At 42.1% G+C, this 24,497-nt stretch carries 28 protein-coding genes; 25 read left to right on the forward strand and 3 right to left on the reverse strand.

Annotation, left to right across the window (positions count from 1 at the left end; genetic code table 11):
- The first annotated feature begins 1 nt into the window (after position 1).
- Complete coding sequence (locus AB4Z50_RS25760; RefSeq protein WP_441883413.1) at positions 2 to 1,093, forward strand: prephenate dehydrogenase; 1,092 nt, start codon at positions 2 to 4, stop codon at positions 1,091 to 1,093.
- 185 nt (positions 1,094 to 1,278) lie between these two features.
- On the opposite strand, the gene AB4Z50_RS25765 is transcribed toward AB4Z50_RS25760, so the two are convergent.
- Together AB4Z50_RS25765 and AB4Z50_RS25770 are read right to left on the reverse strand one after the other, a co-directional pair.
- Positions 1,279 to 2,793, reverse strand: coding sequence for a recombinase family protein (locus tag AB4Z50_RS25765; RefSeq protein ID WP_441883415.1), 1,515 nt, complete (start codon positions 2,791 to 2,793; stop codon positions 1,279 to 1,281).
- Between the two features lie 25 nt (positions 2,794 to 2,818).
- Entirely contained in the window at positions 2,819 to 3,499 is a 681-nt protein-coding gene (locus AB4Z50_RS25770) for a LexA family transcriptional regulator (RefSeq protein WP_441883417.1), read from the reverse strand.
- A 273-nt stretch (positions 3,500 to 3,772) separates the two neighbouring features.
- Between AB4Z50_RS25770 and AB4Z50_RS25775 the strand changes: the two genes are divergently transcribed.
- Positions 3,773 to 3,907, forward strand: a complete 135-nt coding sequence (locus tag AB4Z50_RS25775; RefSeq protein WP_441883419.1) for a hypothetical protein — start codon at positions 3,773 to 3,775, stop codon at positions 3,905 to 3,907.
- On the opposite strand, the gene AB4Z50_RS25780 is transcribed toward AB4Z50_RS25775, so the two are convergent.
- Complete coding sequence (locus AB4Z50_RS25780; protein WP_441883421.1) at positions 3,904 to 4,242, reverse strand: helix-turn-helix domain-containing protein; 339 nt, start codon at positions 4,240 to 4,242, stop codon at positions 3,904 to 3,906. The genes AB4Z50_RS25775 and AB4Z50_RS25780 overlap by 4 nt on opposite strands.
- 165 nt (positions 4,243 to 4,407) lie before the next feature.
- On the opposite strand from AB4Z50_RS25780, the gene AB4Z50_RS25785 reads away from it, so the two are divergent.
- From AB4Z50_RS25785 to AB4Z50_RS25895, 23 genes are all read left to right on the forward strand, one after another.
- Positions 4,408 to 4,599, forward strand: coding sequence for a helix-turn-helix transcriptional regulator (locus AB4Z50_RS25785; RefSeq protein WP_441883423.1), 192 nt, complete (start codon positions 4,408 to 4,410; stop codon positions 4,597 to 4,599).
- Positions 4,600 to 5,032: 433 nt separating this feature from the next.
- Positions 5,033 to 6,199 carry an Alp7A family actin-like protein gene (locus tag AB4Z50_RS25790; protein WP_441883425.1) on the forward strand — a complete coding sequence of 389 codons (1,167 nt, stop codon included), beginning with the start codon at positions 5,033 to 5,035 and terminating at the stop codon, positions 6,197 to 6,199.
- Positions 6,196 to 6,531 (forward strand): hypothetical protein, encoded by a 336-nt coding sequence (locus AB4Z50_RS25795; protein ID WP_441883427.1) that lies wholly within the window; start codon positions 6,196 to 6,198, stop codon positions 6,529 to 6,531. The genes AB4Z50_RS25790 and AB4Z50_RS25795 overlap by 4 nt, the downstream gene beginning before the upstream one ends.
- 62 nt (positions 6,532 to 6,593) lie before the next feature.
- Complete coding sequence (locus AB4Z50_RS25800) at positions 6,594 to 6,755, forward strand: aspartyl-phosphate phosphatase Spo0E family protein (RefSeq protein WP_441883429.1); 162 nt, start codon at positions 6,594 to 6,596, stop codon at positions 6,753 to 6,755.
- A 5-nt stretch (positions 6,756 to 6,760) separates the two neighbouring features.
- Positions 6,761 to 6,916, forward strand: a complete 156-nt coding sequence (locus tag AB4Z50_RS25805; protein WP_441883431.1) for a hypothetical protein — start codon at positions 6,761 to 6,763, stop codon at positions 6,914 to 6,916.
- Positions 6,917 to 6,998: 82 nt separating this feature from the next.
- A complete protein-coding gene (locus AB4Z50_RS25810; RefSeq protein WP_441883433.1) occupies positions 6,999 to 7,334 on the forward strand; it encodes a hypothetical protein in 336 nt (111 codons plus the stop codon).
- Between the two features lie 55 nt (positions 7,335 to 7,389).
- Entirely contained in the window at positions 7,390 to 7,641 is a 252-nt protein-coding gene (locus tag AB4Z50_RS25815) for a hypothetical protein (protein WP_441883435.1), read from the forward strand.
- Between the two features lie 177 nt (positions 7,642 to 7,818).
- Entirely contained in the window at positions 7,819 to 8,310 is a 492-nt protein-coding gene (locus AB4Z50_RS25820) for a hypothetical protein (RefSeq protein ID WP_441883437.1), read from the forward strand.
- Between the two features lie 60 nt (positions 8,311 to 8,370).
- Positions 8,371 to 8,712, forward strand: coding sequence for a hypothetical protein (locus tag AB4Z50_RS25825; RefSeq protein WP_441883439.1), 342 nt, complete (start codon positions 8,371 to 8,373; stop codon positions 8,710 to 8,712).
- 252 nt (positions 8,713 to 8,964) lie between these two features.
- Positions 8,965 to 9,627, forward strand: coding sequence for a hypothetical protein (locus tag AB4Z50_RS25830; RefSeq protein ID WP_441883441.1), 663 nt, complete (start codon positions 8,965 to 8,967; stop codon positions 9,625 to 9,627).
- A gap of 29 nt (positions 9,628 to 9,656) precedes the next feature.
- Positions 9,657 to 11,120 carry a hypothetical protein gene (locus AB4Z50_RS25835; protein WP_441883442.1) on the forward strand — a complete coding sequence of 488 codons (1,464 nt, stop codon included), beginning with the start codon at positions 9,657 to 9,659 and terminating at the stop codon, positions 11,118 to 11,120.
- 702 nt (positions 11,121 to 11,822) lie between these two features.
- Positions 11,823 to 12,398, forward strand: a complete 576-nt coding sequence (locus tag AB4Z50_RS25840) for a TetR/AcrR family transcriptional regulator (RefSeq protein WP_441883444.1) — start codon at positions 11,823 to 11,825, stop codon at positions 12,396 to 12,398.
- A 66-nt stretch (positions 12,399 to 12,464) separates the two neighbouring features.
- Positions 12,465 to 13,682, forward strand: coding sequence for an MFS transporter (locus AB4Z50_RS25845; RefSeq protein WP_441883532.1), 1,218 nt, complete (start codon positions 12,465 to 12,467; stop codon positions 13,680 to 13,682).
- 205 nt (positions 13,683 to 13,887) lie between these two features.
- Entirely contained in the window at positions 13,888 to 14,283 is a 396-nt protein-coding gene (locus AB4Z50_RS25850; RefSeq protein WP_441883446.1) for a VOC family protein, read from the forward strand.
- A 140-nt stretch (positions 14,284 to 14,423) separates the two neighbouring features.
- The gene (locus tag AB4Z50_RS25855) at positions 14,424 to 14,828 is read left to right on the forward strand and encodes a DinB family protein (RefSeq protein ID WP_441883448.1); all 405 of its coding nucleotides are present in this window, start codon (positions 14,424 to 14,426) and stop codon (positions 14,826 to 14,828) included.
- Between the two features lie 283 nt (positions 14,829 to 15,111).
- A complete protein-coding gene (locus AB4Z50_RS25860; RefSeq protein WP_441883450.1) occupies positions 15,112 to 16,164 on the forward strand; it encodes a hypothetical protein in 1,053 nt (350 codons plus the stop codon).
- Between the two features lie 11 nt (positions 16,165 to 16,175).
- Positions 16,176 to 16,859, forward strand: coding sequence for an EAL domain-containing protein (locus tag AB4Z50_RS25865; protein ID WP_441883452.1), 684 nt, complete (start codon positions 16,176 to 16,178; stop codon positions 16,857 to 16,859).
- A gap of 65 nt (positions 16,860 to 16,924) precedes the next feature.
- Complete coding sequence (locus tag AB4Z50_RS25870; protein ID WP_441883454.1) at positions 16,925 to 17,725, forward strand: metal-dependent hydrolase; 801 nt, start codon at positions 16,925 to 16,927, stop codon at positions 17,723 to 17,725.
- Positions 17,726 to 17,808: 83 nt separating this feature from the next.
- Positions 17,809 to 18,210 carry a hypothetical protein gene (locus AB4Z50_RS25875; RefSeq protein WP_076269575.1) on the forward strand — a complete coding sequence of 134 codons (402 nt, stop codon included), beginning with the start codon at positions 17,809 to 17,811 and terminating at the stop codon, positions 18,208 to 18,210.
- Positions 18,210 to 18,551, forward strand: coding sequence for a hypothetical protein (locus AB4Z50_RS25880; RefSeq protein WP_441883456.1), 342 nt, complete (start codon positions 18,210 to 18,212; stop codon positions 18,549 to 18,551). The genes AB4Z50_RS25875 and AB4Z50_RS25880 overlap by 1 nt, the downstream gene beginning before the upstream one ends.
- The gene (locus AB4Z50_RS25885) at positions 18,551 to 20,785 is read left to right on the forward strand and encodes a hypothetical protein (RefSeq protein WP_441883458.1); all 2,235 of its coding nucleotides are present in this window, start codon (positions 18,551 to 18,553) and stop codon (positions 20,783 to 20,785) included. Before AB4Z50_RS25880 ends, AB4Z50_RS25885 begins: the two co-directional genes overlap by 1 nt.
- Positions 20,786 to 22,669: a hypothetical protein gene (locus AB4Z50_RS25890; protein ID WP_441883460.1), complete on the forward strand. Its 1,884-nt coding sequence runs from the start codon at positions 20,786 to 20,788 to the stop codon at positions 22,667 to 22,669. It abuts the gene before it with no gap.
- Entirely contained in the window at positions 22,641 to 24,494 is a 1,854-nt protein-coding gene (locus AB4Z50_RS25895; protein ID WP_441883462.1) for a helicase HerA domain-containing protein, read from the forward strand. The genes AB4Z50_RS25890 and AB4Z50_RS25895 overlap by 29 nt, the downstream gene beginning before the upstream one ends.
- Positions 24,495 to 24,497: the final 3 nt, after the last annotated feature.

Consider the following 24,497-nt stretch of genomic DNA (forward strand, 5'->3'; position numbering starts at 1 on the left):
TATGACGACTGTAGCGATTTTTGGAGTAGGGCTGATCGGTGGTTCGATCGCCCTTTGTTTTAAAGGAAAACCAAATATTACAGTAATCGGACATTCAAACCGCCCCTCGCAGGTAGAGAAGTACATGCAGCGGGGTGTGGTTGATTTTGCAACGACTTCAATGCAAGAAGCGGCCGAGCAAGCAGATTTTATATTCGTTTGTGTACCGGTCGGCAACATTGAGAAGTATATCGAGAAGCTCAGTGCGTTTAAATTAAAACCCGGCTGTATCATTACAGATGCTGGGAGCACGAAGGCTTCTGTTATGGCATGTGCAAAATCACTTGATTTTGGTCAAGCTACTTTTATTGGCGGGCATCCGATGGCTGGCTCTGAGCGTACAGGAGTTGAAGCGGCTTCATCGCATCTATACGAGAACGCCTTCTATGTGCTGACACCTGATGAGAATACGCCTGAGGAAGCAGTGGAGCGTCTAGTTGATTTACTCAGCCATACGAAAGCGAATATCGTAAAAGTTGATGCGAAAGAGCACGATGAGATAGCAGGCGCGATAAGCCATTTGCCGCATATCATTGCCGTGTCACTTGTGAATCAGGTTCGCGGATATAACGAAAATAATATGCTATATGAATCGTTAGCAGCAGGGGGCTTCCGCGATATTACACGGATAGCATCAAGCGATTCGATTATTTGGCGTGATATATTAATTAATAATCGCAAGGTTTTGCTTGAGCTGCTGCGCGATTGGAGCAAGGAAACGGATAAATTTGTGTCTATGCTGGAGAGTTCAGATGGGGATGCGATTGCTGAAGCTTTTGAAACAGCAGGTCAATTCCGCAGCAAAATGCCTGAGCGCCGCAAAGGCATGATTCATTCTGCATTCGACTGTTATGTCGATATTCCAGATCATCCTGGTATTATCGGTAAAATCACAAGTGAGCTTGGGAACAGCCTTATCAACCTGAGCAACATTCATATTATTGAGAGCAGAGAAGACGTGCCGGGCGTTCTAAGACTTTCATTCCGAAGTCAAGAGTATTTGGATCAGGCTGTAATCGTACTTACTGCTAAAGGCTATGACGTACACCTTTAATCGGGTGTTCGTCATTTTTGATTAAAAAAAGCGTTTACAATTTATTTCGAACAAAATGAAAACGCTTATTGACAAAATGGAAGCGTATACATATAATAAAGGTACAGTATGGTTTCTCTCCACTCCTATCCAAATCCTGTAGCTTTCATAATGAAAGCGGACCACTCCTCGGAGTGGTTTTTTTTTTAAAAAAATAGAACCTCATTATTCTTGTAAGATGATTTTGTGTAGTTAATCTCTTGTATTTCACCCCATCTAAAGTGAATTTGTGTGGTTCTGTTTGGAATTATTTTTTCTATAATAAGTTCTGTCATGATACGTTTATCACGTGAATCTAGTCCGAGTTCAAATGCGATTGCAAGTTCACTAAGAAGGTCATCAAAATTCCCATATTTATTATTGGTTTTTGGTATAGGCATTTTTTCAAGTTTTTTATTAATTTCTTTTTGCCTGTTTTCGTACCGCTTCATTAAATCATTATAATGTTGCTCACTGAGTTTTTTATAGATATAGAAATCATCAAAAACATCCTGAATTGCCTTTTCTAAACTGTTATATTCATTTTGTAATTGTTGAAGAACATTTGTTGTCTCATCTATATCGTCAACTAATTTGCTCGATATTTGTTCTTTACTGTACCTACCATTACTGATATCAACAATTCTTTTTAGAACTGCATCATTGAGTGAAGGGAGGTCAATCACTGGACTATTACAATTTCCATGTTCATTTTTATTACTACATACATATCTTCGTGTTTTCTTGCTTCCTGTTTGTCTTGAATACATTTTGCCACTACACATTGGACACTGTAGGATTGAAGATAATAATTGTCGCTCTCTACCTCTCCAAAAGTTTTCTCGACCAAACAACGTACTCTGAACATATGTATAATCATCCAAGCTTACTAAAGCATCATAGCCTATTAGTGGATATAAAACTCCCTTCCAATTTTGCATAGCAGCATAGGTTGGATTAGTTAACATATAACGTACTCTTCGTGGTGTCCATTCGACATTTGTTTTTGTGGTTACTGAAGCACTTTTTAGCCATYTTGAGATAATGTAAGGTCCTTTTCCCTCTTTTGCCATTTTAAATGAGTGTATGACTGCTTCTGCATCTAATCCATCAGCTTTAAAAACACCTTCTTTCTTTATTAAACCAAATGGGGCAGGTCCACCATTCCAACGTCCTTTTTCTGCATTTGTTTTTTTGTTATCACTAGTAACATCACTAAGATTATCACTATAATATTCATTGAAATTAACAAGTATATTAGCAACTAATCTTCCTGTTGGTGAACTGAAATCTAATAGTTCAGCAGTGGAACAGATATCTACATCTAATTTGGATAAAGATTCATGTATAAGTAGAAAATCTTTTTTCCTACGTGTTAAGCGGGAGAGATTAAAGATTACAAATTTTCGAACACGTTTATGAGATTTTATGTATTCCAGTGATTTCATAATGCCTGGTCTTTTAAGGTAGCTGATTCGAAAACCAGAATAATCGATGTCTTTGAAGACATCTACAAGTTTCCAATTGTTAATATCACAGAATTGTTTAATTTTTGTTAATTGAGTTTGTTCTGATATATCTTCTTTATCATCGCGTTCATCACTTTGTCTTATATAGCCTATTGCTTCTATTTGATCATCTTGTTGATACGTATTATTTTCAATTCTATTTTTTACAACCAACCTAATAACCTCCTTGTTACCTTTATCAATATCTCTTCCTGAGTTCAATTACTTTCCCTAGAATGATCACTTCACAACTAGATACAAGTAATGGTTGCATTTTTTTATTTGATGGAATGAGCATACACAAATTATCTTGAAAAAGAACTCGATAAATGTTGGCATTAGTATTATTAATTGACACTAATGCAATATCGTTATAACTTATTTCTTCTGTAGCAGTACAAATAACTATATCACCTTCATTAATAAAGTCTTCAGTCATAGTATTTCCTTGTACACTGACGGCAAAGACTTCATTGTCTAACACATTAGAAATATCTATATATTGAGTTTCTAATATTCGTTTTGAACGGTGCTTTCCTGAAAAACTTTCATAAACAGGGAGTTCTATGAACTGCTTGTTTGTTTCTTGAATATTATCTTCAGAAATCATAGTACTCAAGCGTATAAATTTCAATTTTATTTCTTCAGGAGCGCGTTCAAGAAAAGAAGCTGTTAGTAGTTGTTCAATGTTTCCTCCTGTAACTTTAGCTAAAGCTCTAGTTAAATCATCTGTTGCAGGTCTATCTGTCTTACCATTTTGTAATTGACTGATGTATCCTTTACTAATATTGAAACCGAAATTTGTTAATTCCTTTGAGATATCATGCAATGTAAGACCCGATTGAGCAATATAGCTTTTAAGCATTTGATGATAAGTCATCATTTCACCTCACATGTTTATAATCTGTATTTTAATAAAAGTTTCACCAAAAAGTCAACATCATAATTATTTAACTGTTGACTGAAACTTGCGTATATTTTACTATTGATTTATCTGAATGATATGGAAAAAGATGAACAATCTTCAAATTAAAAATTTGTGAAGTGAGCTGCAACAAAGTGTCATGATAGAAACATAAATAGAGCAACCGTTAAAGTTGCTCAATCTTAATGGTAAATATAATAGCATCTAGAGTGGGATGGTGGGATGGATTTGGAAATAGATGAAATAGTAAAACTAATAGGAGCTATGTCAAATGAAGAGTTTGAGATATTAGTTAAACACTTAAAGGTAGATCCGAATATGTACATACTAGTTGATTTTTTAGAAGAGATCAAAAAGAATTAATTTTTAATAATAAACTGAACAGTTTTAAGGATATGATCGACTTGTTCTTTGTTCATTTTCTCAAGAAGTTTATACAACTCGACTTTTTTGTCATCAGTTAGATTAATTCTCTCAATATTATTCTTATCAAATAAATTTCTAATGTCTGAATGACCTATTAAATAATCGGTAGTTACATCGAAAATATCTGCCAATAGTTTAATGTTCTCTAAACTAGGTTCACGTTTACCGGCTTCATAGTTAGCATATGTTGATCTAGCTACACCAAGTTTGTTAGCTACTATTTCTTGAGTCCAATCATTTCGAATTCGTTCTTGTTCAATTCTTTTACCCATTAATTCTGAAATATTAATCACCTCAAGACTATTATAACGTTTCTTATTGAAACATATACGAAATCATTTCAATAAGAAACAAAATCATTGACAAGTTTCGTTACGAAACATATAATGAACACAATAAAGGTTTCGTTACGAAACATTTTATAAGGGGGTGACGAAATGAAAGAATCCAATCGTGAATGGCTCATTCAACTAAGAGGTCTGGAACGTCAAGAAACAGTTGCTGATCGTGCTGGAGTCAGTAGGAGTAATTACACGAATATTGAGAATGGTCTGCGTTCTCCAAGCGTTGATACAGCTAAGAAAATAGCTGGTGCTTTAAAATTTGATTGGACGCTTTTTTTTGATTAAAAATGTTTCGTTTTGAAACAATATAAGTGACTGATCCTGAATTATTTATCGATTCAATTGCGATATATAGTCATATTTCAAATCGAAAAGAAAAGATGATCGATTACGAGTCGACCATCTTCTCAGGGAAAAAGTATGATTGTTGCCTAGACACCTACAATTTTACACTTTCCCCTGTACTTACCGCAATGAATATTTCATAATTTAACCTCAAATTTTCCTTTTTGTTTTTTCCTTCAAATAAATCAGAAACTTCGTAGAAAGGAGAATACCGTTGAAAGCACTTGAAAGTTATGAAGACGAATTTTTAAAACTAGTCGCTAAAGCATTGAAGAATTACTCTAACATAAAGAAACAAGAGAAAATTATACAAAACAAATCTTAGAAGTGAATCTATCAGTGAATACGAAATAACTAATAGGAGGAATTACAATTGAATATTCAACGTATGGTTACCGACTTTGGTAACTCACTTGGCCAATTCRTGATTGATGGTCATTATTTTGAGATGCCTTCATCTATTAAAGAAATTTCGTCAGAGGCTGTAGAGGGGTTATTTGCACAGACCATTCCTGCTGATTCCCTTGGAGAACAACTTGTTGTCAAGTCGGGTGATCTGTTCTTCATGGTTGGAAAACGAGCACAGGCGGAGCTCTTAGGTAATGCTCATATCTATAAATTACATGATAAAACAAAATCTGAGACGGTATGGGTTACTTGGCTTGCTGGATTAGCATTATATCATGCATTTAAATGCCCAGAGCTGAATCAAGATACCATATCGATTGAGTATTTTGGCACGTTATTACCAGTTTGGCTGGTTAAGAAAGGAAATAGTTTTAAAGAAAAATTAGCAACGATGGCAGATCGTTTTCAAGTAGAAACCTCTTTCGAACTTATTACTCCAGGATTTAGTCGTAAACTAACGATTAAAGTGAATTATGCTGAGTGCCGCATAGAAGGAGAAAATGCGCGACATGCTCTGAAACTCGATCTTGAAGGCAATATAAAGGAGGATGCTAAGAGGTACAAGGAAGCATTTACGGTCATAGATGATATTGGAGGTCAAAGTCAAGATTTATGTAAGCTGCAGCCTGATCTAAACGGAGCTCAAAAGTCAGATGACTTTGTATCATCAACGGATCAAAGTTATTTAGCGGTATTGGAGAAATTAAGAACGGACAAGCTTATGGATTATTTTCAGGACGTTCGGTCTCTGGAATCCTTTATCCTCTCACACATTGAATCTCAAATTTTTTTATATAAGGATCCAGTATCTCATGCAGAGTTCCCTCTGACAGAGGATATTGAGCCGGTACTAAATGATTTTGCAGCTGTTGCCATGCAGAAGTCATTACAAAGTTTCAATTTTAGGCAAGGGGATCTAGTGTATTACGTTCACATTGGTGGTGTAAATCAAGCACTTCGCAAATACATGATGGATTACTTATGTAAACAACTGGGCGAGAAAGTAGCTAAGCTGTATCATATATTTCCTGAAGATTCACGCAAATTGAATATTTATGCTTCAGAGATCGTTGCGAAAAATTATTTAAAACGCAACATTCCAGTTAGCGTAAGGATCGCTAATTCAGAATGACACGCCGAAATCAATACAATGTCAGCGCATTGAAATTTACGGATGATGTACATGACTTTTTGGAGCATTTATCTACAAGTCGTGAATTATCTGAATGGGTAGCACAGCAAGTTAAACAGGAGATTGGACGTATCGGTACGTCAACGGGGACATGCTCCTGCAGCAAAGTAATGGATGAATTGAAGGAAATAAAGCAGCTTCTTATCAGCGGCTGCAATAAATCGAGTCAAGAAGAGCCAGAAGACAAAGAATCTAAAACGGCCATGAAACAAATTAGTAGTGATTCGATAAATCAGCTCATTGTAGAAAGTGATTTGGAATACGGATTTTAAAGCCGTTTTATCAACACGGTGGCAGGCATGAACCATAAAATCGTTTAAAAGGAGGGATGGATGTGCAGAGGGATGGGCTTGATAAAATCATTGAGCAAAAGCGACTCATGATGCAATTAGCAGCTAATCAAAATAACAATAATCTCGTACATCCAGATGTGGTAAAGGCGAGTCAGGAACTGGACGAGCTTATTAATTTAGCGATGCAAAAGGAGAGGAGGTAAGGCAGATGGAAGCTACTGGTTTCCCTTATCAACAAGATTTAAAACAGCTTGTTGAAGGAGAAAAAATCGTACTATATCTGGCTGAAAAAGCTTATATCGTGCAGCTGGCAACGGATGAAGAGTTGGAGAAAATCAACCAAGGATTTTTTATTATGACATAGCCGAAACGCCCAGCATGGGGCGTCGCGAGGTAAATAGCCATTCCTCGCCTGAAGATGGCAGGCTAGATTGGAGGCAAAATGGATGGGGGTTGCTAAGTTAAAATCTAATTCAGAAATGGATCTTATCGATGGCATTACATATGACAAACATTATCGGATGACATATCATCCTGACTTTCATTTGAATCACGGATTAAAATTCTCAAATGAAGATTTGGAATATTTATGTATGTTTTATGGGATCGATAAAAATCGAACTTTGGCTTTTGGCTTAGGTCGCACGGAGTCAGTGATTCGATCAAAATATGAGTATCTTAAGAGAAAGGGCCTTATTGATTACTATCGTAATCGTTATCTAAGAAAATACGAAGCATTTGATTTAGCCGAAACGCTCGTTCCAGGCGTCGTGAGAAGATAACCRCTCTCACTTGATAATGGTAGGTTGAAATTACAAGCAAAGTGAGGGGATTTCTATGAAGAAGTATGAGGATTGGAAGGGCAATATGGATGATTTCTTGAAAATTGGTGATGAGGTTGATGAGGAGTTTTACGATTATTTTTTGAACGTGTTACCTCCAGCATCCTGGACTTCTTCTCTCGTCCAAATCGGTGAACCTCATAGCCACGTTGGGGGAAGGGCTACTTACGCCACGATAGCCAAAGTTGATGGGAAATGGATTTATAGAGGGCATTGTCATAGAGGTGAAACCTCGCATGCAAAATAGCTTGCAGGTTGATGCATTTGAGCAAATTCATGACTTGAAAGTAGATTTGCAGAATCTTTTGCAATCTGTTGAGGGAGAGAGGAAATTGATTCGTCAATTACTCTCTACCACTAACCGGTTGGCCAGTAGCACTTATTCTAGAAATTCTGCAGGATTTAATAAGGATGGGAGGATATTATGAAAATCTGTAATCGGGAAATTAAATTTCGTCGTGAAAACTTAGCACTGATTCACAAGGTCAACGGAATTATTGATGAATATATCTCTAGAGGATACTCGTTGTCACTTAGACAAGTTTATTATCAACTGGTCGCACGAGATATCATACCGAATACTGAGCGCAGCTATAAAAATTTGGGAACGCTCGTATCGGATGCTCGAATCTCAGGTCTGATTGATTGGGATGCGATAGAGGATCGAACACGAAATTTGAAAGGGAATAGCCATTGGAATACACCAGGGGATATTATGTACTCCGCAGCAAGTAGCTTTGCTTATGATAAATGGGTCGACCAGGACTATCATGTCGAGGTTTGGGTTGAGAAAGATGCCCTCGTTGGTGTGGTTGGTACGATTTGCGATCAATTAGATATTTCATACTTCTCATGTCGTGGTTATGTAAGCCAAACGGAAATGTGGGTCGCAGCACAGCGGCTAGTCCGAAAATAAGATGAAGGTAAAGAAACGGTAATTATCCATTTGGGAGATCATGATCCTAGTGGAATTGACATGACCCGCGATATCGAAGCGCGATTAAATATATTTGAATCCTTTCCATTAGTGCGACGAGTAGCTTTAAATATGGATCAAATTGAACAATATCTACCGCCTCCCAACCCAACTAAGCTTACAGACACGCGAGCTACGAGCTATATATCGGAGTTTGGTTATGAATGCTGGGAATTGGATGCGCTTGATCCACAGGTTATGGAACAAATCAAAGAGACGAATGTATCTGAGTTTTTGGATATTAAGCGTTTTAATGCAGCAGCTGCTCATGCGAAAGAAGCAAAAGCGACACTACGGAAGGTAGCGGATCATTGGGATGATATTAAAAAACGTTACGCTTAATAATGTACACAAGAGCCGAAACGCCTGGCTTTAACAGGCGTCGCGAGGAGATTGGTTACCTCGCCTGAAGATGGCAACCAACAACGGAGGGAGTGACAAATCTTGATTTGCATACATTGCGATAGACTATGCCATCCAATAGACGAGGGACTTTATTACTGCGATTATTGTAGCCAACAATTTGAACAAACCTTATTACCTTTAGATGACCTATATGTTGTCCCTGTTAAGCGAAAGGAGAGAACGACGATCATGCGGAGAAAAATATCAGTAACCGAACAAAATATCGCATCTATTCCTTTATCCTGGCTTACTGTACGTTATGGCCAACTTAAAAAACAATTGAGGACTACGCTCACACCTGAGCTGGTTCAAGAAAGTTCACTCATTGCGACGTATATGGCAGACTCGGGTAACGGCTTTGACGATTTCTATGCGGGAGCAGAGCAGGTGGAGCTAAACATACCACAGACTAAAAAAGAAGAATATGTTCCTCTCGTGGAGGAGCTGCTTGAACAGTATTTTTTAAATACAAAGCGCAAACGCAAATTAGAGCTCGATTTAGAAACTATGCAATCTCAACTAGCTTTGCCAGCCATGACCGCTTCCTACAGTGGCATGAGCGGTGGCGGTGGCCCTGCAAGTCCTATCGAGGCGGAGTACATTCGAAAAGAACAGCGGATGACAAGCAAGGCACAGGAAATTGCAGATCTAGACATTGAAATAGAAGAGATGGACCGAGCATTATCCCGTTTATCATCGGAGCAAAGTGAATTAATAGAAAAACGCTATTTAGTTCGGTACAAACCATATGATTATGAGTTGCTGGAACAAATGCGTTATAACCGTCAAAAATATTTTCAGCTAAAGCACAATGCCTTATGTAAAATAGCTACCAGTTTGAAAATTATATAGAATCACCTCATCAAGAAAGGAGAAAACCTATGCTGAACGAACATAAATCAATCATCCAGCCACTTCAAACTAACACACCTATTAAGTTCAGCTACCGTTTTTTACAAGCTTTATTTGCTATTGAAGAAGGATTCGAAGCACGTCAGACGTTTCGTTCTCCGAGTGGACGAGCAAGACTCATGCATCATCTCACTAAAGCAGATTTGCAGCTTGCAATGACGCTTCAGGTAGGCATTCAGACAGTAGGTATTTCCACGTACATCAATCGTCATATTATCTACTTAAAGCTGAAGGAACTCTTTGAAGTCCCCGTAAACAAAGATCAGTTTTATGCATCCTATCATAAATTTGTTTTGCATAAGCTCATACTTGAAACAAAAGAAAAGTATATGGGTACGCTATCCATTAGCCTGCCCTCGTATTTAGAGCCTGACGGTCAGTTAGGGCGATTTATTTTGCTGCCTTCACTAGTAACGAGAAAGGCTTTTACATCGCTGTCTATAGCGGTTCAGAAGCTTTATATCTATGGTTGTGGCCAACAAGGAGATGAGAGACGTAAATTGCTGCAGCTTAATTTCTCTAAGCTTGGGCAGCTCATACATCGTGAGGATAACAGTCATATTCGGAAGGTATTAGAGCAGCTGGGATCAACTATGGTTATAGATGGTCAGGCATTGTTTTCAATTGCACGAGTGGAACGTAACTTATTCGGTGAACCAAAAGCAGTATTTCAGGTGAATGCGGCACTCATGCCAAGGCATATCACCGGCATGCATTATCGCTCTATTTTTCCTGCCAAAAAAAGCTACCGCCGCTTGATTGCCCAAATAAAGGGCTATTTAGTGGCTATTGGTTGTGAATCAATCCTGGATTGGCAAAATGGACAAGGTTTGCTGCAGCTTGCTGCGATGCTGAAGGATAAAAGCCAAAGTGTACTGCGATACGTTATGGCTCGCATTAAAGAAAGCTTTGATATGGATGGTGAGCATCCAGAGAAGGCAATAGATCGCATACGACTTGAAATGCGAGATAAAGGGGCAGCTGCACTACTGGCCATTACCAAAGAGACAGGTATCATAAGATTTGTGAAGGAACGCAAGCGAGAAGATTTTGTACTCAAGCTGAATGGTTTTATGAAGCCAGGATTTAGAAAGTTATGCCGCCGCGCTTTACTAACACTGGAACAACAGCATGCCCTACCAGGCGCGTTTAATACACTAGACTATAAGTTGTCGACCTTGGCTGCTGAAGAGCTGGAGTTGAATGTGGATCTACATACATTCCGGACGATGGCACTGGCCAAGCGCATCGATCCTACCGCCTTTAAGGATATGATTATGGATGCCGGTTATCGTATGCGTGAAGGCGAATCCTCAGAGTCATTGATGCAATGGATGGCTTGGGAAATGGACAAACTTCCTACATGGAAGCCTATACCTGATCCGCCGCAGGATTTTTGCCTCGCTACATATTTAAAAACAATGCAAGCTTAGCCCTCAGCCCTAGACTCTAGGATAAGGGCTCTTTCGCATTTCCCAATCCGTTATCGTTCCCTTCAAAACTATTCATTCTCGCAATAAAACTCACCTAATCATTTTCTGTAATCGTCCTTAACACATGATTTCTCACCCAAGTAATGACAGTTTTGAATGATGAATTTTTTGTAAGAGCATTTTCGAAAATAAACAGATAAAAAAAGCGTTGAACTAGCCAGTGGAATTTAGGTATGCAAAAACAAGAAAGTTAAACTCTATTATTTAAAAATTTTCCGTTTTTATAAGCTGTTTTTTAGAAATAGTCGGTTTATATTCGGTAAAATAAAAATAGGTTCGTTTTTATTCGGCAAAGTCTCGTAAATGCTGCGCTGTTGTTAAGGTGCGTTAAATCGTAATCGTTTAATCTTGTAATCGTTAAAGGTTATAAACGTTTTCATCATCAATCGTAGACTTAAAACAAGTTTTGATAATTTGGAACAAAGATCGATAAAATTTCGGTGTAGATTACAAAAATGGTGCTTCATTAAACTCCCTCGGTACGATGCAGGTTTCTCACGAATAGCAGAGGTCCACTAATTTCACATAAAAGTCTGTATTCCATCTTATCCCAGTCTGAGCTAACTTTCATATCTGCAGAAAATACTGGACTGATCATTCCGAAAAAGAATATACTGTACCTACGGAAACGGAGGGAGAACCATGGGACGCTACAAAGAGTTTGATAAAGAAGCGGTGCTTCATAAAGCGATGCTCGTTTTTTGGAAGAAGGGCTACGAAGCGGCAAGCATTCCCGATTTGCTGGAAGCTATGAATCTTAGCAGATCAAGTCTGTACGAAACGTTCGGAGACAAACAAACGCTTTATATCGAGGCGATCAACTGGTACAAGAAGTGGAAGCAAGCCAAACGGGACATCCTCGTCAATGCGACATCCGCAAAATCGGGAATCCGGCAGTACTTCGAGATACACATCGATTCCGCCTTGGACGGCGAGTCGCCGAAGGGCTGTCTCATTACTAATGCGGCAGTCGGCATGGATTCGCCAGATGAGCAACTGAATGCGTTGATCCGGGAGCGGTTTTACGAGTTGGAGAAATCCTTCTACGAGCTGCTGCGCAAAGGTCAGGAGACGGGAGAAATCATGCCTGAGAAAGATATCAAGACTTTATCTTATCTGCTCTCAAACCTGAATCATAGTATAAATATCGTTGCGAAGGTGCAGGGTGACCGCATCAAGATGCAGCAGATGATAGACATGGTGATGGAAATGATATAAGACATTTTTTTGCGCATTCCGGAACGATTGTTCCAGAAAATTTCTGGTGAGCAAAGGGGACTTTCTATGCATTCAGCTTCCATTCCAACGGAAAAACCGGTTTCGCCATCGCTGATTTTTATCCTGGCAGCCGCTTGCGGTATCATAGCGGCAAATCTTTATTATGCTCAACCATTGATAGGCTCAATCGGTTCGACCATCGGGCTCTCTTCCGGGGCTGCGGCACTCATCGTTACGTTGACTCAAGTCGGCTACGGGATTGGCTTGTTATTTATCGTACCGTTGGGAGACATCTTGGAAAATCGTAAGTTGATCCTTTCATCATTGCTCCTTACAGCTGCCGTTTTGACAATTGCCGCTGTAATCAAAAGCGCCATCCTGTTCCTCACCGCCTCACTCGTGATCGGAGTAGGTTCCGTAGCAGCACAAATCCTTGTACCGTATGCGGCTCATCTTTCGCCTGAAGCCGAGCGCGGTCGCAATGTGGGCAACGTCATGAGCGGGCTACTTCTGGGGATTATGCTCGCGCGTCCCATTTCAAGCTTGGTGRCGGAGTATATGGGCTGGCGCGCCATATATTTCATCTCCGCAGCATTGATTTTCGCGCTGGCTCTTGTATTGGCAAAGGCACTACCCGCAAGGAAGCCTTCGACCACTAAAGCTTACCCGGCGCTGCTGTACTCCATGCTGCATCTGCTGAAGGCGACACCGGCATTGCGCCGGAGGGCAATTTATCATGCTTGTGTATTCGGAACGTTCAGTTTGTTTTGGACTACAGTTCCGTTGGTATTGACAAGTCCGCCGTTCCATTTCACTCAGAATGAGGTCGCTCTGTTCGCATTAGTCGGGGTAATGGGGGCAATTGTGGCGCCAGCGGCGGGCCGTATGGCAGACCGTGGATGGGTTCGCCCGGCTACGGGATGGGCATTGGCCATCGTCATCTTTTCCGGGCTGCTTCCCTTGCTCGTTCCAACAAGTTCTGCACTCGCAGTCCCCATCCTCGTAGTTGCGGCGATTTTACTTGACATGGGGGTTACCGCCAACATGGTTCTCGGGCAGCGGGTGATTTTCTCTTTAGGAGCGGAATTTCGCAGTAGGCTTAACGGTTTGTATATGGCCATTTTCTTTTTAGGGGGCGCTATGGGCTCAGCGGCAGGGGGATGGGCATACGCAACGGGGGGCTGGGAGGCGGCACTGCTGATCGGAATCGCCTTACCGGCCATCGCCATGGCGTATTATGCGACGGAGTTTTCGAGATTAAGGAAGGAAAATCTCATTGATTGAGGAGCACAGTTGAGTAATCCACACGTTCTAAACTAACGGGCAGAATAATATAGAAAATTATTCAAAAGAATTCGTTTACTGTACGGAACACTTGTTCTATTATATTGAGGTATCCTATAATTAACTCGACTCAGGATGGAAAAAGAATGGGAGACGGCAATTCGTAAATAAAATTGCTGAAAAATGGAAAAGAGGTTGATTACGGATGGCGACAACTGAATGGACAAACAAAATTACCGAAATCACATTATTTGTGGAAGATTTGAAACGGTCGAAGATATTCTATCAAGAGTCGTTTAAACTTGCGATCATGTATGAAGATGAAAATTGTGCGGTGTTCGATTATGGCAATACAAGCATTAATCTGTTAAATCAAACAAATGCCCGCGAGTTAATTGAGCCGGTACGAGTAGGTCATAATGGTGATGGCGCTCGGTTTCAGTTCACGATCCAAGTACCCGATGTTGATCAGGTATGCGATGAGCTTGTAATTCGTGGTGTTAAGCTATTGAATGGACCGGTAACGCGCCCCTGGGGGCGGCGGACGGCTTGTTTTGCCGATCCGGACGGGCATGTGTGGGAGATTGCGCAGGTGCTGTAATTAATTGAGATTAGCGGGAGAGGATCAGGATGTTGAACGATTCTTCTACTATTATCGAGCAATATATGTGGAATTTGGACAGGTATTCGATGGAGCAGTTGAGGTTTAAATGCAATGAAAACGTATGGTCGATCGGGTAAATGTATATTCACGTGATCGAAGTGGCGGAAGAGTACATTGGGCATATTGAATCCTGTATCAAGGCAAAGCACGTAGAGCCTAAAGGCAAGACCGAAGACGGAACGAAGGCGTTTGCCCAAAAAGAGTGGCCCAATATCCGTGTGAAGCTTGAGCAACCACCCAACGCGACAAGAAACCCCAGTAGCAAGGATGAAATCAAAGTTGGCTTGGAGCAAGTACTAGAGAAATTGGCATACTGGGCGAGTTGCGTAAATGAGGCGAATCCGGCTTGCAAGGTGCGTCATGGTTGGTTTGGGTGGCTGAACGCGCGTGATTGGTTTGAGATGGTTGGCATGCATAGCAGGCACCATTTGCGACAGAAGGCGATACTGGACGAGAAAATTGCAAAGTTCAGCATTAGTTAGCACGACTTCCTAAAGCTATTTGCTACTGATGATTGAACTAACGGGAAACGATAGTTGAAGAACAAAAGGGATGCCTGATGGAAACCTTTCGTCGTAAAGTTCAGTTTTTATCAAAACTTATTTTAAAAATATTTGGTCTCCTTAACGAAAAAAGTAGCTTTAAAATTATTAAACTTTATTATAAAGCTACATCAATCCATGTTTTCTTTAAATATCATACTTTTTGCATACGAAATGCAAACGATGACAATGAGAAAATTAGATATACTGAAAGAGTAGAAAAATGAGAAGCGAAAGGCCGTCAGACATGAGCTGGCGGCTTTTACTCGTTTATGGAGGTGACAGAGGATTGCATGTCTTGATTTACAATTTAGAAGTAAAAGAGATACCGCCGCCAGCGTACCGGCTGCATGTATGTAATGATCAAAAAGAAATGGAAGGCATGCTCCTAAAAATGACGGTTACCCTTATTGTCATGCCGGAGGAGCATGCTGGATTGATTGAACGTTTGAGTTTGTTCGCACCCAATATCCCCATTGCTATTGTGGTCAAAGAGCATTCTCATCAACATGCACGTCACTGGACCTCGCAAGGGATTGCTTGGGTTTGGCCAGAAACCAATTGGGAGAGACATTTGAATCTTACGCTCGATGCTCCGCTGCCGGAGACACAATTAGCGGATAGCCAAGAAAAGGTAGTATCGCAAACGTATGATCAACCAACCATACTAATTGCCGTAGCAGGGGCTTTTGATGGGGCTGGAAGTACACATCTATCTTTTGCGCTTGCGAACTACCTAGCTAAACAGGGCGATGGTAAAGTGGCCATTTGGGAGGCTGGTCGCAACCCCTGTTTCGAATTTCTTGCTTTTAATCACAATGGGGTAGTCAATACTAAGCCACGCTTTGAAATGGATAAAGTGACTTACTTTAAAAGCACAGTAGACATGGATTGGGTAGAGTCTTACGCTGAGCAATTTCGCTATTTAATCGTTGATCTGGGCAATATTAATACGAGTGAACATACGAGTCTTTTCTTTCGGGCAACGATTCCGGTCTTGGTCGGGTCCGGTAGCAGCTGGCGGCAACGTGAGCTGGTGCAGCTTTGCCGCAAACATATTCATAAGCCACAAGAAAAGTGGCGAGTCGTATTGCCTATGGCTTCGGAAGATGCCAGGGATGAAATAGCGGAAACCTTGGCTGGAAGACATGTCATGTCCTTACCAACTTGCGATCCCTACCAGTTGTCGGAAGAAGCAGAGCAGGTGATCGAGCGGATTCTAAATATCACTACACGAAAGCCAGCAGGTTTCTTTGGACGATTTATAAAGCGTTAGGAGGGAAATGAGTGAGCTATATCTTACGTTACCAACCCATAGTGGATATTTCGCGAGGACAGGAGGTTATTGGGTATGAGAGCTTTGTGAGTGGATCTAGGGGAGAGAGTCCAGCTGAGCTCTTCAAACGTTATGCTGGACAAATCGCACGTTTTGATCGTGAGCTCATGCATACAGCTATCGCGGAAGCTTTACCAAGGCTCCAACCGCAGCAATTGCTATTTTTAAATGTACATCCTAAAACGTTATTAGCAGGCGTGTCATTACCTGAAGGCCTTGCCAATCAACTGGTACTGGAAATCATGGAGAGCACGATCTACAGTGCGCGTATAAAAAGGCAGCTGCAGCAATTGGCCTTGAAAGGATATACCATGGCCTATGATGACTTTGGCAAACGAAATGCCAACTTAGATCGGCTGCTGTCTACGACATTTCGACCATCATGGATCAAACTAGACAAGGCGTTTATAGCGGCATATGCTGAACCTCAAGTGCCTCTTATCATAAGATACATGCTAGAGTTATGTGAGCTCTTGCATACTAAGCTCATTATCGAAGGTGTGGAATCAGAGGAGCAATTGCAATTGCTTCATACCTGTGGTGTCCGGTACGTCCAGGGCTATTACCTAGGCATGCCAAGCCGTGTTATTGAAGGGAAAACAATCAGCTCTCAACCACTTCAAGCAGTAAAATAAGCGATTCACCATACCTGGGTGAATCGTTTTTTTATGTGAAAAAATCGAGAGAGGGGGTGAAAACAATGAACAAAGCAGGACATGTGGCACTAGGTGTGGCCGTTGGATCGGGCCTGCTTTCACTCTTGCCACAAATGGACGGACATATGGCATCGCCCATAGTCTACATTTTAGCTGTTGCGGTAGGGAGCCTGGCACCGGATTTAGATCATAAGACCAGTACGGCTAGTAACCTCATTCAGCTCTCTACACAAAACCGAAGAATGGCTCAATCACTTGGTTTGCTACTTTTGTTAATCGCGGCTGCCATATGGGGACTCCCTAGACTTGGACTCGACCTAGACAACGTATGGGCAATGAGTGCACCGCTTTGGGCTGCTGCAGGCGTTTTATGCTTATTGCTTGCGAAGCTGCGTAGCCTGGTATTGCTTGGCGTAGGAGCCTTATTACTTGCGGCATATGCCATGTATGATTGGCACTGGATCACAGCTTTTGCAGGCGGGGCATTACTTATTCTTCCCATGGTGAAGCATCGGGGGATCATTCATACGCCAGAGTTTGCGCTAGCCTTAAGTATTGGAGCCTTTTCTTTTGGGCAGCAAAGCGATCTATGGATGGTGCAGGCCATTAGCATGGGGCTTATCGTGGGCTGGTGGGCGCATCTGATCGGTGATCTATTTGGACGTGAGGGGATTGGCTCTCTAATCTCAAAAAAAATACATGTGGCTTTACGGCTTTTTGATAATGGAGGCACCGGTGAACGGTTATTGTCGGGGTTGTGTTGGGGAATTAGCATTGTTTGCTGGATCGTCTTTATAATGCCAGAAGATTGGCGAATGGAGGCTTTTTTATCTTCAATCCTATAAAACTCCTACAAACATTTCGATTGAAAGAGATCAAATGAGCAATAGTCCTATAAAAATCCTACAAACGGAAGGTGTTTTTAACAATGAAGATTAAAAAATGGTTGGTATGGCTGCCTATGATGATTATGGTTTGGATGATGCCGGTGATGGCCTATGCGGCAGATGAGAGTAATCCAATTACAAAACTAAAGAAGTATTTCAAATTCGATTGGAAACTGCTTGATGGGCTTGGTTTCATGTTTTATGTCGTGATGGTCCCAATTACGTTTATGATTATCTTCCTATTGGTTTACAGCATATACGATATTATCCGTTTTGGCATAAAAGTCAAACAAGCAAAAGAAAGTATGGGTAATAAGAAGTTTTGGATTGAAACGGGCGTTGTATTCCTCATTATCTTCTTCTTCTTCTCCGGTCTATTCCTAGACTTTCTGGAGCAGGTATATAACTGGACGAGCACACAAGATATTACTTCCGGTATGTAATGCTTAGTTATCTCGCATCGGAAACGTCGGAAGCTTATCTCAAGAAGATGAAGAAAATGTACGCTATTGATGTCAATCAGTTGGGGGCGCTGGAATGGGTGCTTGTCATTGCAGGCACCTTTGCCACTATCGTATCCACCATCGCCCTTGTCTACTGGCTGTATAAAATGATCCTTTTCTTATGGCAGGTGAAGTTGGCGAAGGCCAATCTGAATGATTCAAAGTTTTGGAAACGGATGGGGATTGCGCTCGCTATTATTATGCTCTTCGTCACTTCAGGGATGTTTGCTATCTTAGAGGGCATCTTTAATGTTTTGGGGAAAATGGGGTGGACGATGTGATGCAAGATGTTTTTTACACCTATTTGGCTGCTGCAGTGGAGGAGCCAAAAGAGAGCAATGATAAATGGTATATACCGGAATGGGTGACGGACTTAGGTAGTCAGTTCCGCGATATAACCCAAACGTTTCAGGATCTCATGTCGGGTAAGCTAATTAAAGATGCTATCGATGGCGTAGTTATCGGCTGGACGGATGAGTTTCTTGCACCGTTATATGGGACATTTGCAAAGAGTTACTTGTTTACCCCTCATATTGCTGATATCAAAGCAGTATTTGTAGGGTGGTCGATTATTTCCATCATTAGCTTAGTTGCGCTACTGGTAGGTATTGGTATGCTATCCATCCAGATTATAAAGGGCAAAAAAGAGATGGGTCAGCTCTTAAAAGTATTTTTATGGAGCTTTATATCTGCCGGTGTAAGCCTATCGGTTATGAATTTTATAAACGTGGGTTTAAACTGGCTCACACAATTGACGCTCGCTGGCATTATCGGCAAGGCTGACATTACGTATCAAAATTTAACGGGTGAAGAGATCCTAAAGTCATTGGTAATCGGCATCGACAGTATAACGAATCCTGCGTATGCCGGCATGTCGCTCGGACAATTAATGGCAGAAACAGAAGGCGGTATTTTTATACTGTTTTTTGATGTATCGGGGATTATTGTGCCATCCTTTGTGCTGTCGATGCTTAAAAGTATTATTGTCATTATCATGGCCATCTTTGTAGGACTCTGGATAGCTTATACAGCGTATTCCGGAAAGCTAGAAACACTGGTAGGATTTATAAACATTTATACTCGAACCTTGTTTGCGGGTTACCTGATGGCTGTGTATTGGGCGATTTTTGTTAAAGCGCAAACAGACTTTGGGGCGGATATTGGGTTTATGTCGGACATTGGCATCCATCCTGCTATTGCTGCTCCGATCACCGCCATTGTGTTGTTTGTGCTCCTCTTCTTTGTTTGGCTCCGTCCGGTATGGTTAGCGGCTAAAATGCCGGTACATCTCAATGGTGGTCAAGCCGTCGAAAAGTTAGGAACGTTTGGTCATCGCAGCTCAATGGCTTTAAATGCAATGGGTAAGCGATTTGGCTCAGAAGCGCTCCAAAGAAAAGGTTTAAGCTGGTCACAGTCAAGTAACCGTGTAGCCGATGTTGGCAGACGGATGCAAGAGCGAAATGTGCAAAAAGCCATCATGAAATCAATCATGACCGGTGGTGGTTCTGAAGCATTGCAGGGTGTGAAATACGAAGCGCCTGCCGTGTGGAAGCATAAAACGGGTAACGTGGTTATGAAAGAAGCTGGTCAAGAAGTGACGAATCATGGCTTGAATTTACTAGATATCCCTGCGCACGAACTTGAACATCAGCTAAAACCGGAGGGCTTTGTATCAGGTGCCGTCATTCGAGTGGATCAAGAAAGTCGAGGAGACATGGAGAAAATAGTCGGTCATCTCGAACAAACGTATGGTAAGGGTATAGCATACAACGCAGGCACCGGTGAGCTGTTAGTAGAGAAAACGGTAAGACCTGTTATGCGCGAGCTGCAGGATGCGCAGATCAAGTCAGCAGCCAGTCATGGTTATACCAAAAATGGTGTCTTTATTGATAGTGACAAGCAGGATATCCGCCGCTTTACGAAGTCTGAAGCAAGTAGGGAAACACTTGATGCTTTAACGGAGAAACTGCCGGTTTATACAAAAACCAATTTAAGTACAACCGAAGCACAATCGGCCTATAACCAGCTGAGTGAAAAGGGAAAACAGTATCCATGGGTCAAGCAATTGAAGCTGGTAAATGGACAGCTATGGATTCCGGAGATTGATATGCCAGAAATTTTGCCATTGCTGCAAAACCTTCGCACGGAGAGTACACCTTATGTGCGTTTTGATTTGCCGCGGGGATCGCAATATTTGGCAGATCTTGAGCAGCAATTGAGATCCAGCGGTGATACTGATTTACTTGCTGGTTTTGAGGCAAATGTAACAGAGAATTACATTATGGTAAGAGAAACGCAAGCCAAACGACTAGAAGAAGTCCATAAGCTATATCGGGAAAATAGGCTGCCTTTCTGGCGGACCATGTCCGGAAAAATCATGGTCATTATAGACGGTATGCCAGTAGATCATGGGCAACAACCGCTAAATGGGATGGATATGGGCAGTTTTGAAAAGCTGCAAGCGGATATGTTGCGGCAGCATGAAGGAACAAGTAAAAAGAAAGGAGGGAAATAGGTGGCAGAGGATCTCAGTCGGCAAGAACAGGAAAATGAGTTGTTGAGTGCTTATTTTTTAGGGGATATACGAGAGGATATACAGTATCTGGGTTTGACGTTTAATGATATCGCTTGGGTAATGGGGAATACGCTCTTCGGAGGCGGATTCCTTTTTTTATTGCCTTTGCCATTTTGGATTAAGATCCCTGGACTGCTATTGATCTTTGTCTTATCCATATTCGGACGATTATTTTCATGGTCTTATCGGCGTCGTCGTCGTTATCGGTATATTCGGCAAAAAAATACAGGCACCGGTGATGAGATGGAGCAGCTGCTTGGTGCTGAGAGTGATGGCTGGTTTTATCGCAGCGGCAAAATGTTGCATATGGTCATTTCGTTGCAAGCAGATCCATGGCAAACCGCGGTCTACAACCAAAAGAAACAACGAATTAACGGCTTTGAACAATTTTTAAGGGCATGCGCAAGCGAACGTTTTGAGGCTTCGATATCTTCTGAACAGATTTCGGACTATCAGCACGAGTTATGGACAGCTAAAGCTAATAAACCGGTAGCTTCCGAAGGTATGGCAGCTCTGAAGCAAAACCGTATAACGATGTGGCGGAACATGGCTGAAAGCGGTGAAGCAAAGCGGAGCGTGTATGTGCTGCGTTTATCCGTCATGGAATACCAAATCGATTCGCGTGAACGTGATGACGAAACAACCGAAATGACCAAAGAAGAGCGCCAGCGCTTTCGCATGATCGCGGAGCTGCGCGAAAAGCTGCAGCGTGTATTAGATCCGCTAACGGCATCAGGCCACGAGGTAACGATTCTATCAGGGCTTAGCATGCCGGAGCTCATTGGCCGCTGGTTAGATCCAATCAGCTGGGAGCGTTGGATGGCAGCAGAGGGGAATTGGGAGCAAGAGGCGCCTGAAGAGCTTGTTATATCGTTAGCAAAGGAGGATAGCAAGGAAGAAGAGGTTGACCATGAAGAGAAGGAACAAACGGATAGCCCACCTCGCAAAGGCGTTTTAGCGGTCATAACGGCTGGTCTTATTACGCTGGCGAGAAAAGTCGGCTATGGCTTACGCTGGGCAGGCAATGCATTACATCGCATTCTAGCGCGTTTGAAATCGAGGAGACCAAGGAAGGAAGTCCTGGATGATTTATTACACATAGCAGATTCACTATCGGATCTAACCCTGCAGGGTGAAGAAGAGGAGAAGGAACAGCAACTTATGTCTGCTCTTCAGGGGATCTTGTTTCTGACTTCGCCCACCTCTAGCGGGAAGTCATTTTTAACGGCCAATATGGCTGTTGCGCAAAGCGGTGAGGGTGTAATTCTACACGTGGTGGACTTATCACCGGATCGTGGTACGCATACGTATCTCAATCCGCTGCGCGTATCAAGCTCGGAGCCAGGATGGGAAGCTTGGACGTCACGGAATGCACCAGGGCTTACCTTGTGGCTGCCAAGTGAAGAGCAGCGTCCTCACATTGAGGAAACCATTCGTCTTCTTCGCAAGCTTTCGGAACAGGGTCCGGTCTTGGTTGATCTTCCCTTTGCGCACCCCTCACGAGCAGAGCTGCTAAAGCTTGGTCAAGCGGTTGCGATTGTAGATGGTGATTATCACCACTGGCTGCAATGGGAGCAAGCGGCAGAGAGCTGGCATGGCGAGGTATGGCTTAACCAGTGTGAAGAACCTATGACAAGTCATATGGCTACGCTGCTTAAGGAGAAATGGGGCCAGCGTGTATCACTTACATTCCCGCATTTTCAAGAGGCAAGCCGGTGGCTCTTCCAGGGCCGACCTTTTGTCTTAGATCCTAAAGCGGTTGTTCATTTTATCCAGGTAGAGGAGGAACAGTCCCATGTTAGCGGAAACCAAGCGGCTAGTTAAAAATTGGCGAAAAGAAAAATCAGAAACCGTAGTCAATGTTATTGATGGTAAAGACGATAAAAGTGGCCACTTTGTGCGCGTACTGATGATTAAGGGATATCCACCGGTGCTGCTCACCGGCTACCTGGACAAGCTCGATGAGCTGGTGGGCAAGGAAGGCGCTACGCTGCGTAAAACGATTCGTTATGCAGCCAGCGATGTGACATGGAATCTATCACTAAAAAATAAATTAAACCGGCTAACCGTGTCGATAGCCAAGCAGCAGGAAGACGATCCAGCTAGAAAAGCGGAAGTGCAAGCGAAAGAAACGATTTTATCCTTACGCGATGCGAAGCAGCAGGACAATCGCAAACTGCTTGACGTTTATACCTATCTTACGATTACAGCTCCAAAGCGCCATCAGCTCCATGCAGTCGAAGTAAAACTTAAACTCTGGTTTGATGAGCTAGATTGCAAACTGGATAATCTGCCATTTGAGCAGCAGGAGGCGCTGAGGCAGACGAGTCCTATATTTGATCCCCACACGCCAAATAGCGAGTTCTTTAACAAAAAGCATTATGGCCATGTGACCACGGATACCGCAGCTGCGCGCACCTATCCCATGACAAGAAGTGGATCTAGTGATGGGCAAGGTCCTTATTTCGGCAGACGGACAGAAGACGGCTCTTTTACCTTTATTAATATTTGTGATCCCGATGATCCAAGAGCACAAAATATTACGGTTTTCGGTAAAACAGGACAAGGTAAATCCTACTTTTTAAAAGCCTTAGTTGTTTCGTTGCTAGAGGAAGGCATACATGTATTTGTTTTCGATCTAGACGGCGAGTGGCGCGATCTTTGCGAATATGTAGGCGGGGTTTATATCGATCATACGGCAGACCAAGGCCGCTACTATGAGCCGCTTACGATTATGCCTGCGCTACCTGAATTGGATTTGGATTGCATTAACTTTAATCGTTCAAGGCGAGGGAAAGCCATTGATAATGGTGTTCGCGCCTTCTCGCTGCTTGCAGATGGCTTAGCTAAGGCAGAGCTTTTTGAGGCAGGTGAAGCGATTAAACGTGTGTTCGACAAAGCTGGCATTGTGAAAGAGAAGCCAGAAACGTGGGATGCGCCATATACGGGTCCGCGACCAACCATTCATCGTGCTTTTGAGGAGATAGCCGAGGAAGCGAAGAAAGAAAATCCGGCAGCTAAAAGCTTGTACGATGCCATCAAGATTTACTTTATTGGCATTTATGATGGCATTTTTCAAATTGAAGAGTCCATCACCTTTCAAAAGACAAAACTTACCGTCATTAAAGTCGGAACGGGTCAAACGGATAATAGCGACGATAAAGATGAACTAGCCAAACAATCGCAACTTAAAATGTCGATGGCCATTGACGTTGTAAACTCCAATATTCAATGGTTGAAATTCGAAGGCGCTTATTTTTCAGCGGTGCTAGTGGATGAAGGTCAGCGACAAACGAAAAATCCAGAAATGAGGCGCGAGATTTTTGCTTGGTATACAGCGATACGGAAGTGGAACGGCATGATGATCCTTGGATCTAATACGCCAGCGATTATGCTCGATACAGCAGAGGGCGAGGGCATGTGGGAAAACACGAGTGTTCGCGTTTATTTCTACATGGAGCAATCAGCGATTAGAAAGCTTGCTGAGCACTCCAATGTGCCGATGGAAATTCAGGAGCGCATATCACAAAACGAAGATACCAATCAATACATCCTGGAGTATCACAAAAAATATGATGAGCTGGTCATGGTGGTACCTCCTGAAGAGAGCGCTTTGTACAAGACTCGTGGTCTTAAACAGGCAGGGTAGGTG

The organism is Paenibacillus sp. 2TAB26, assembly GCF_052115145.1.
In the GTDB taxonomy this organism is placed as follows: domain Bacteria; phylum Bacillota; class Bacilli; order Paenibacillales; family Paenibacillaceae; genus Pristimantibacillus.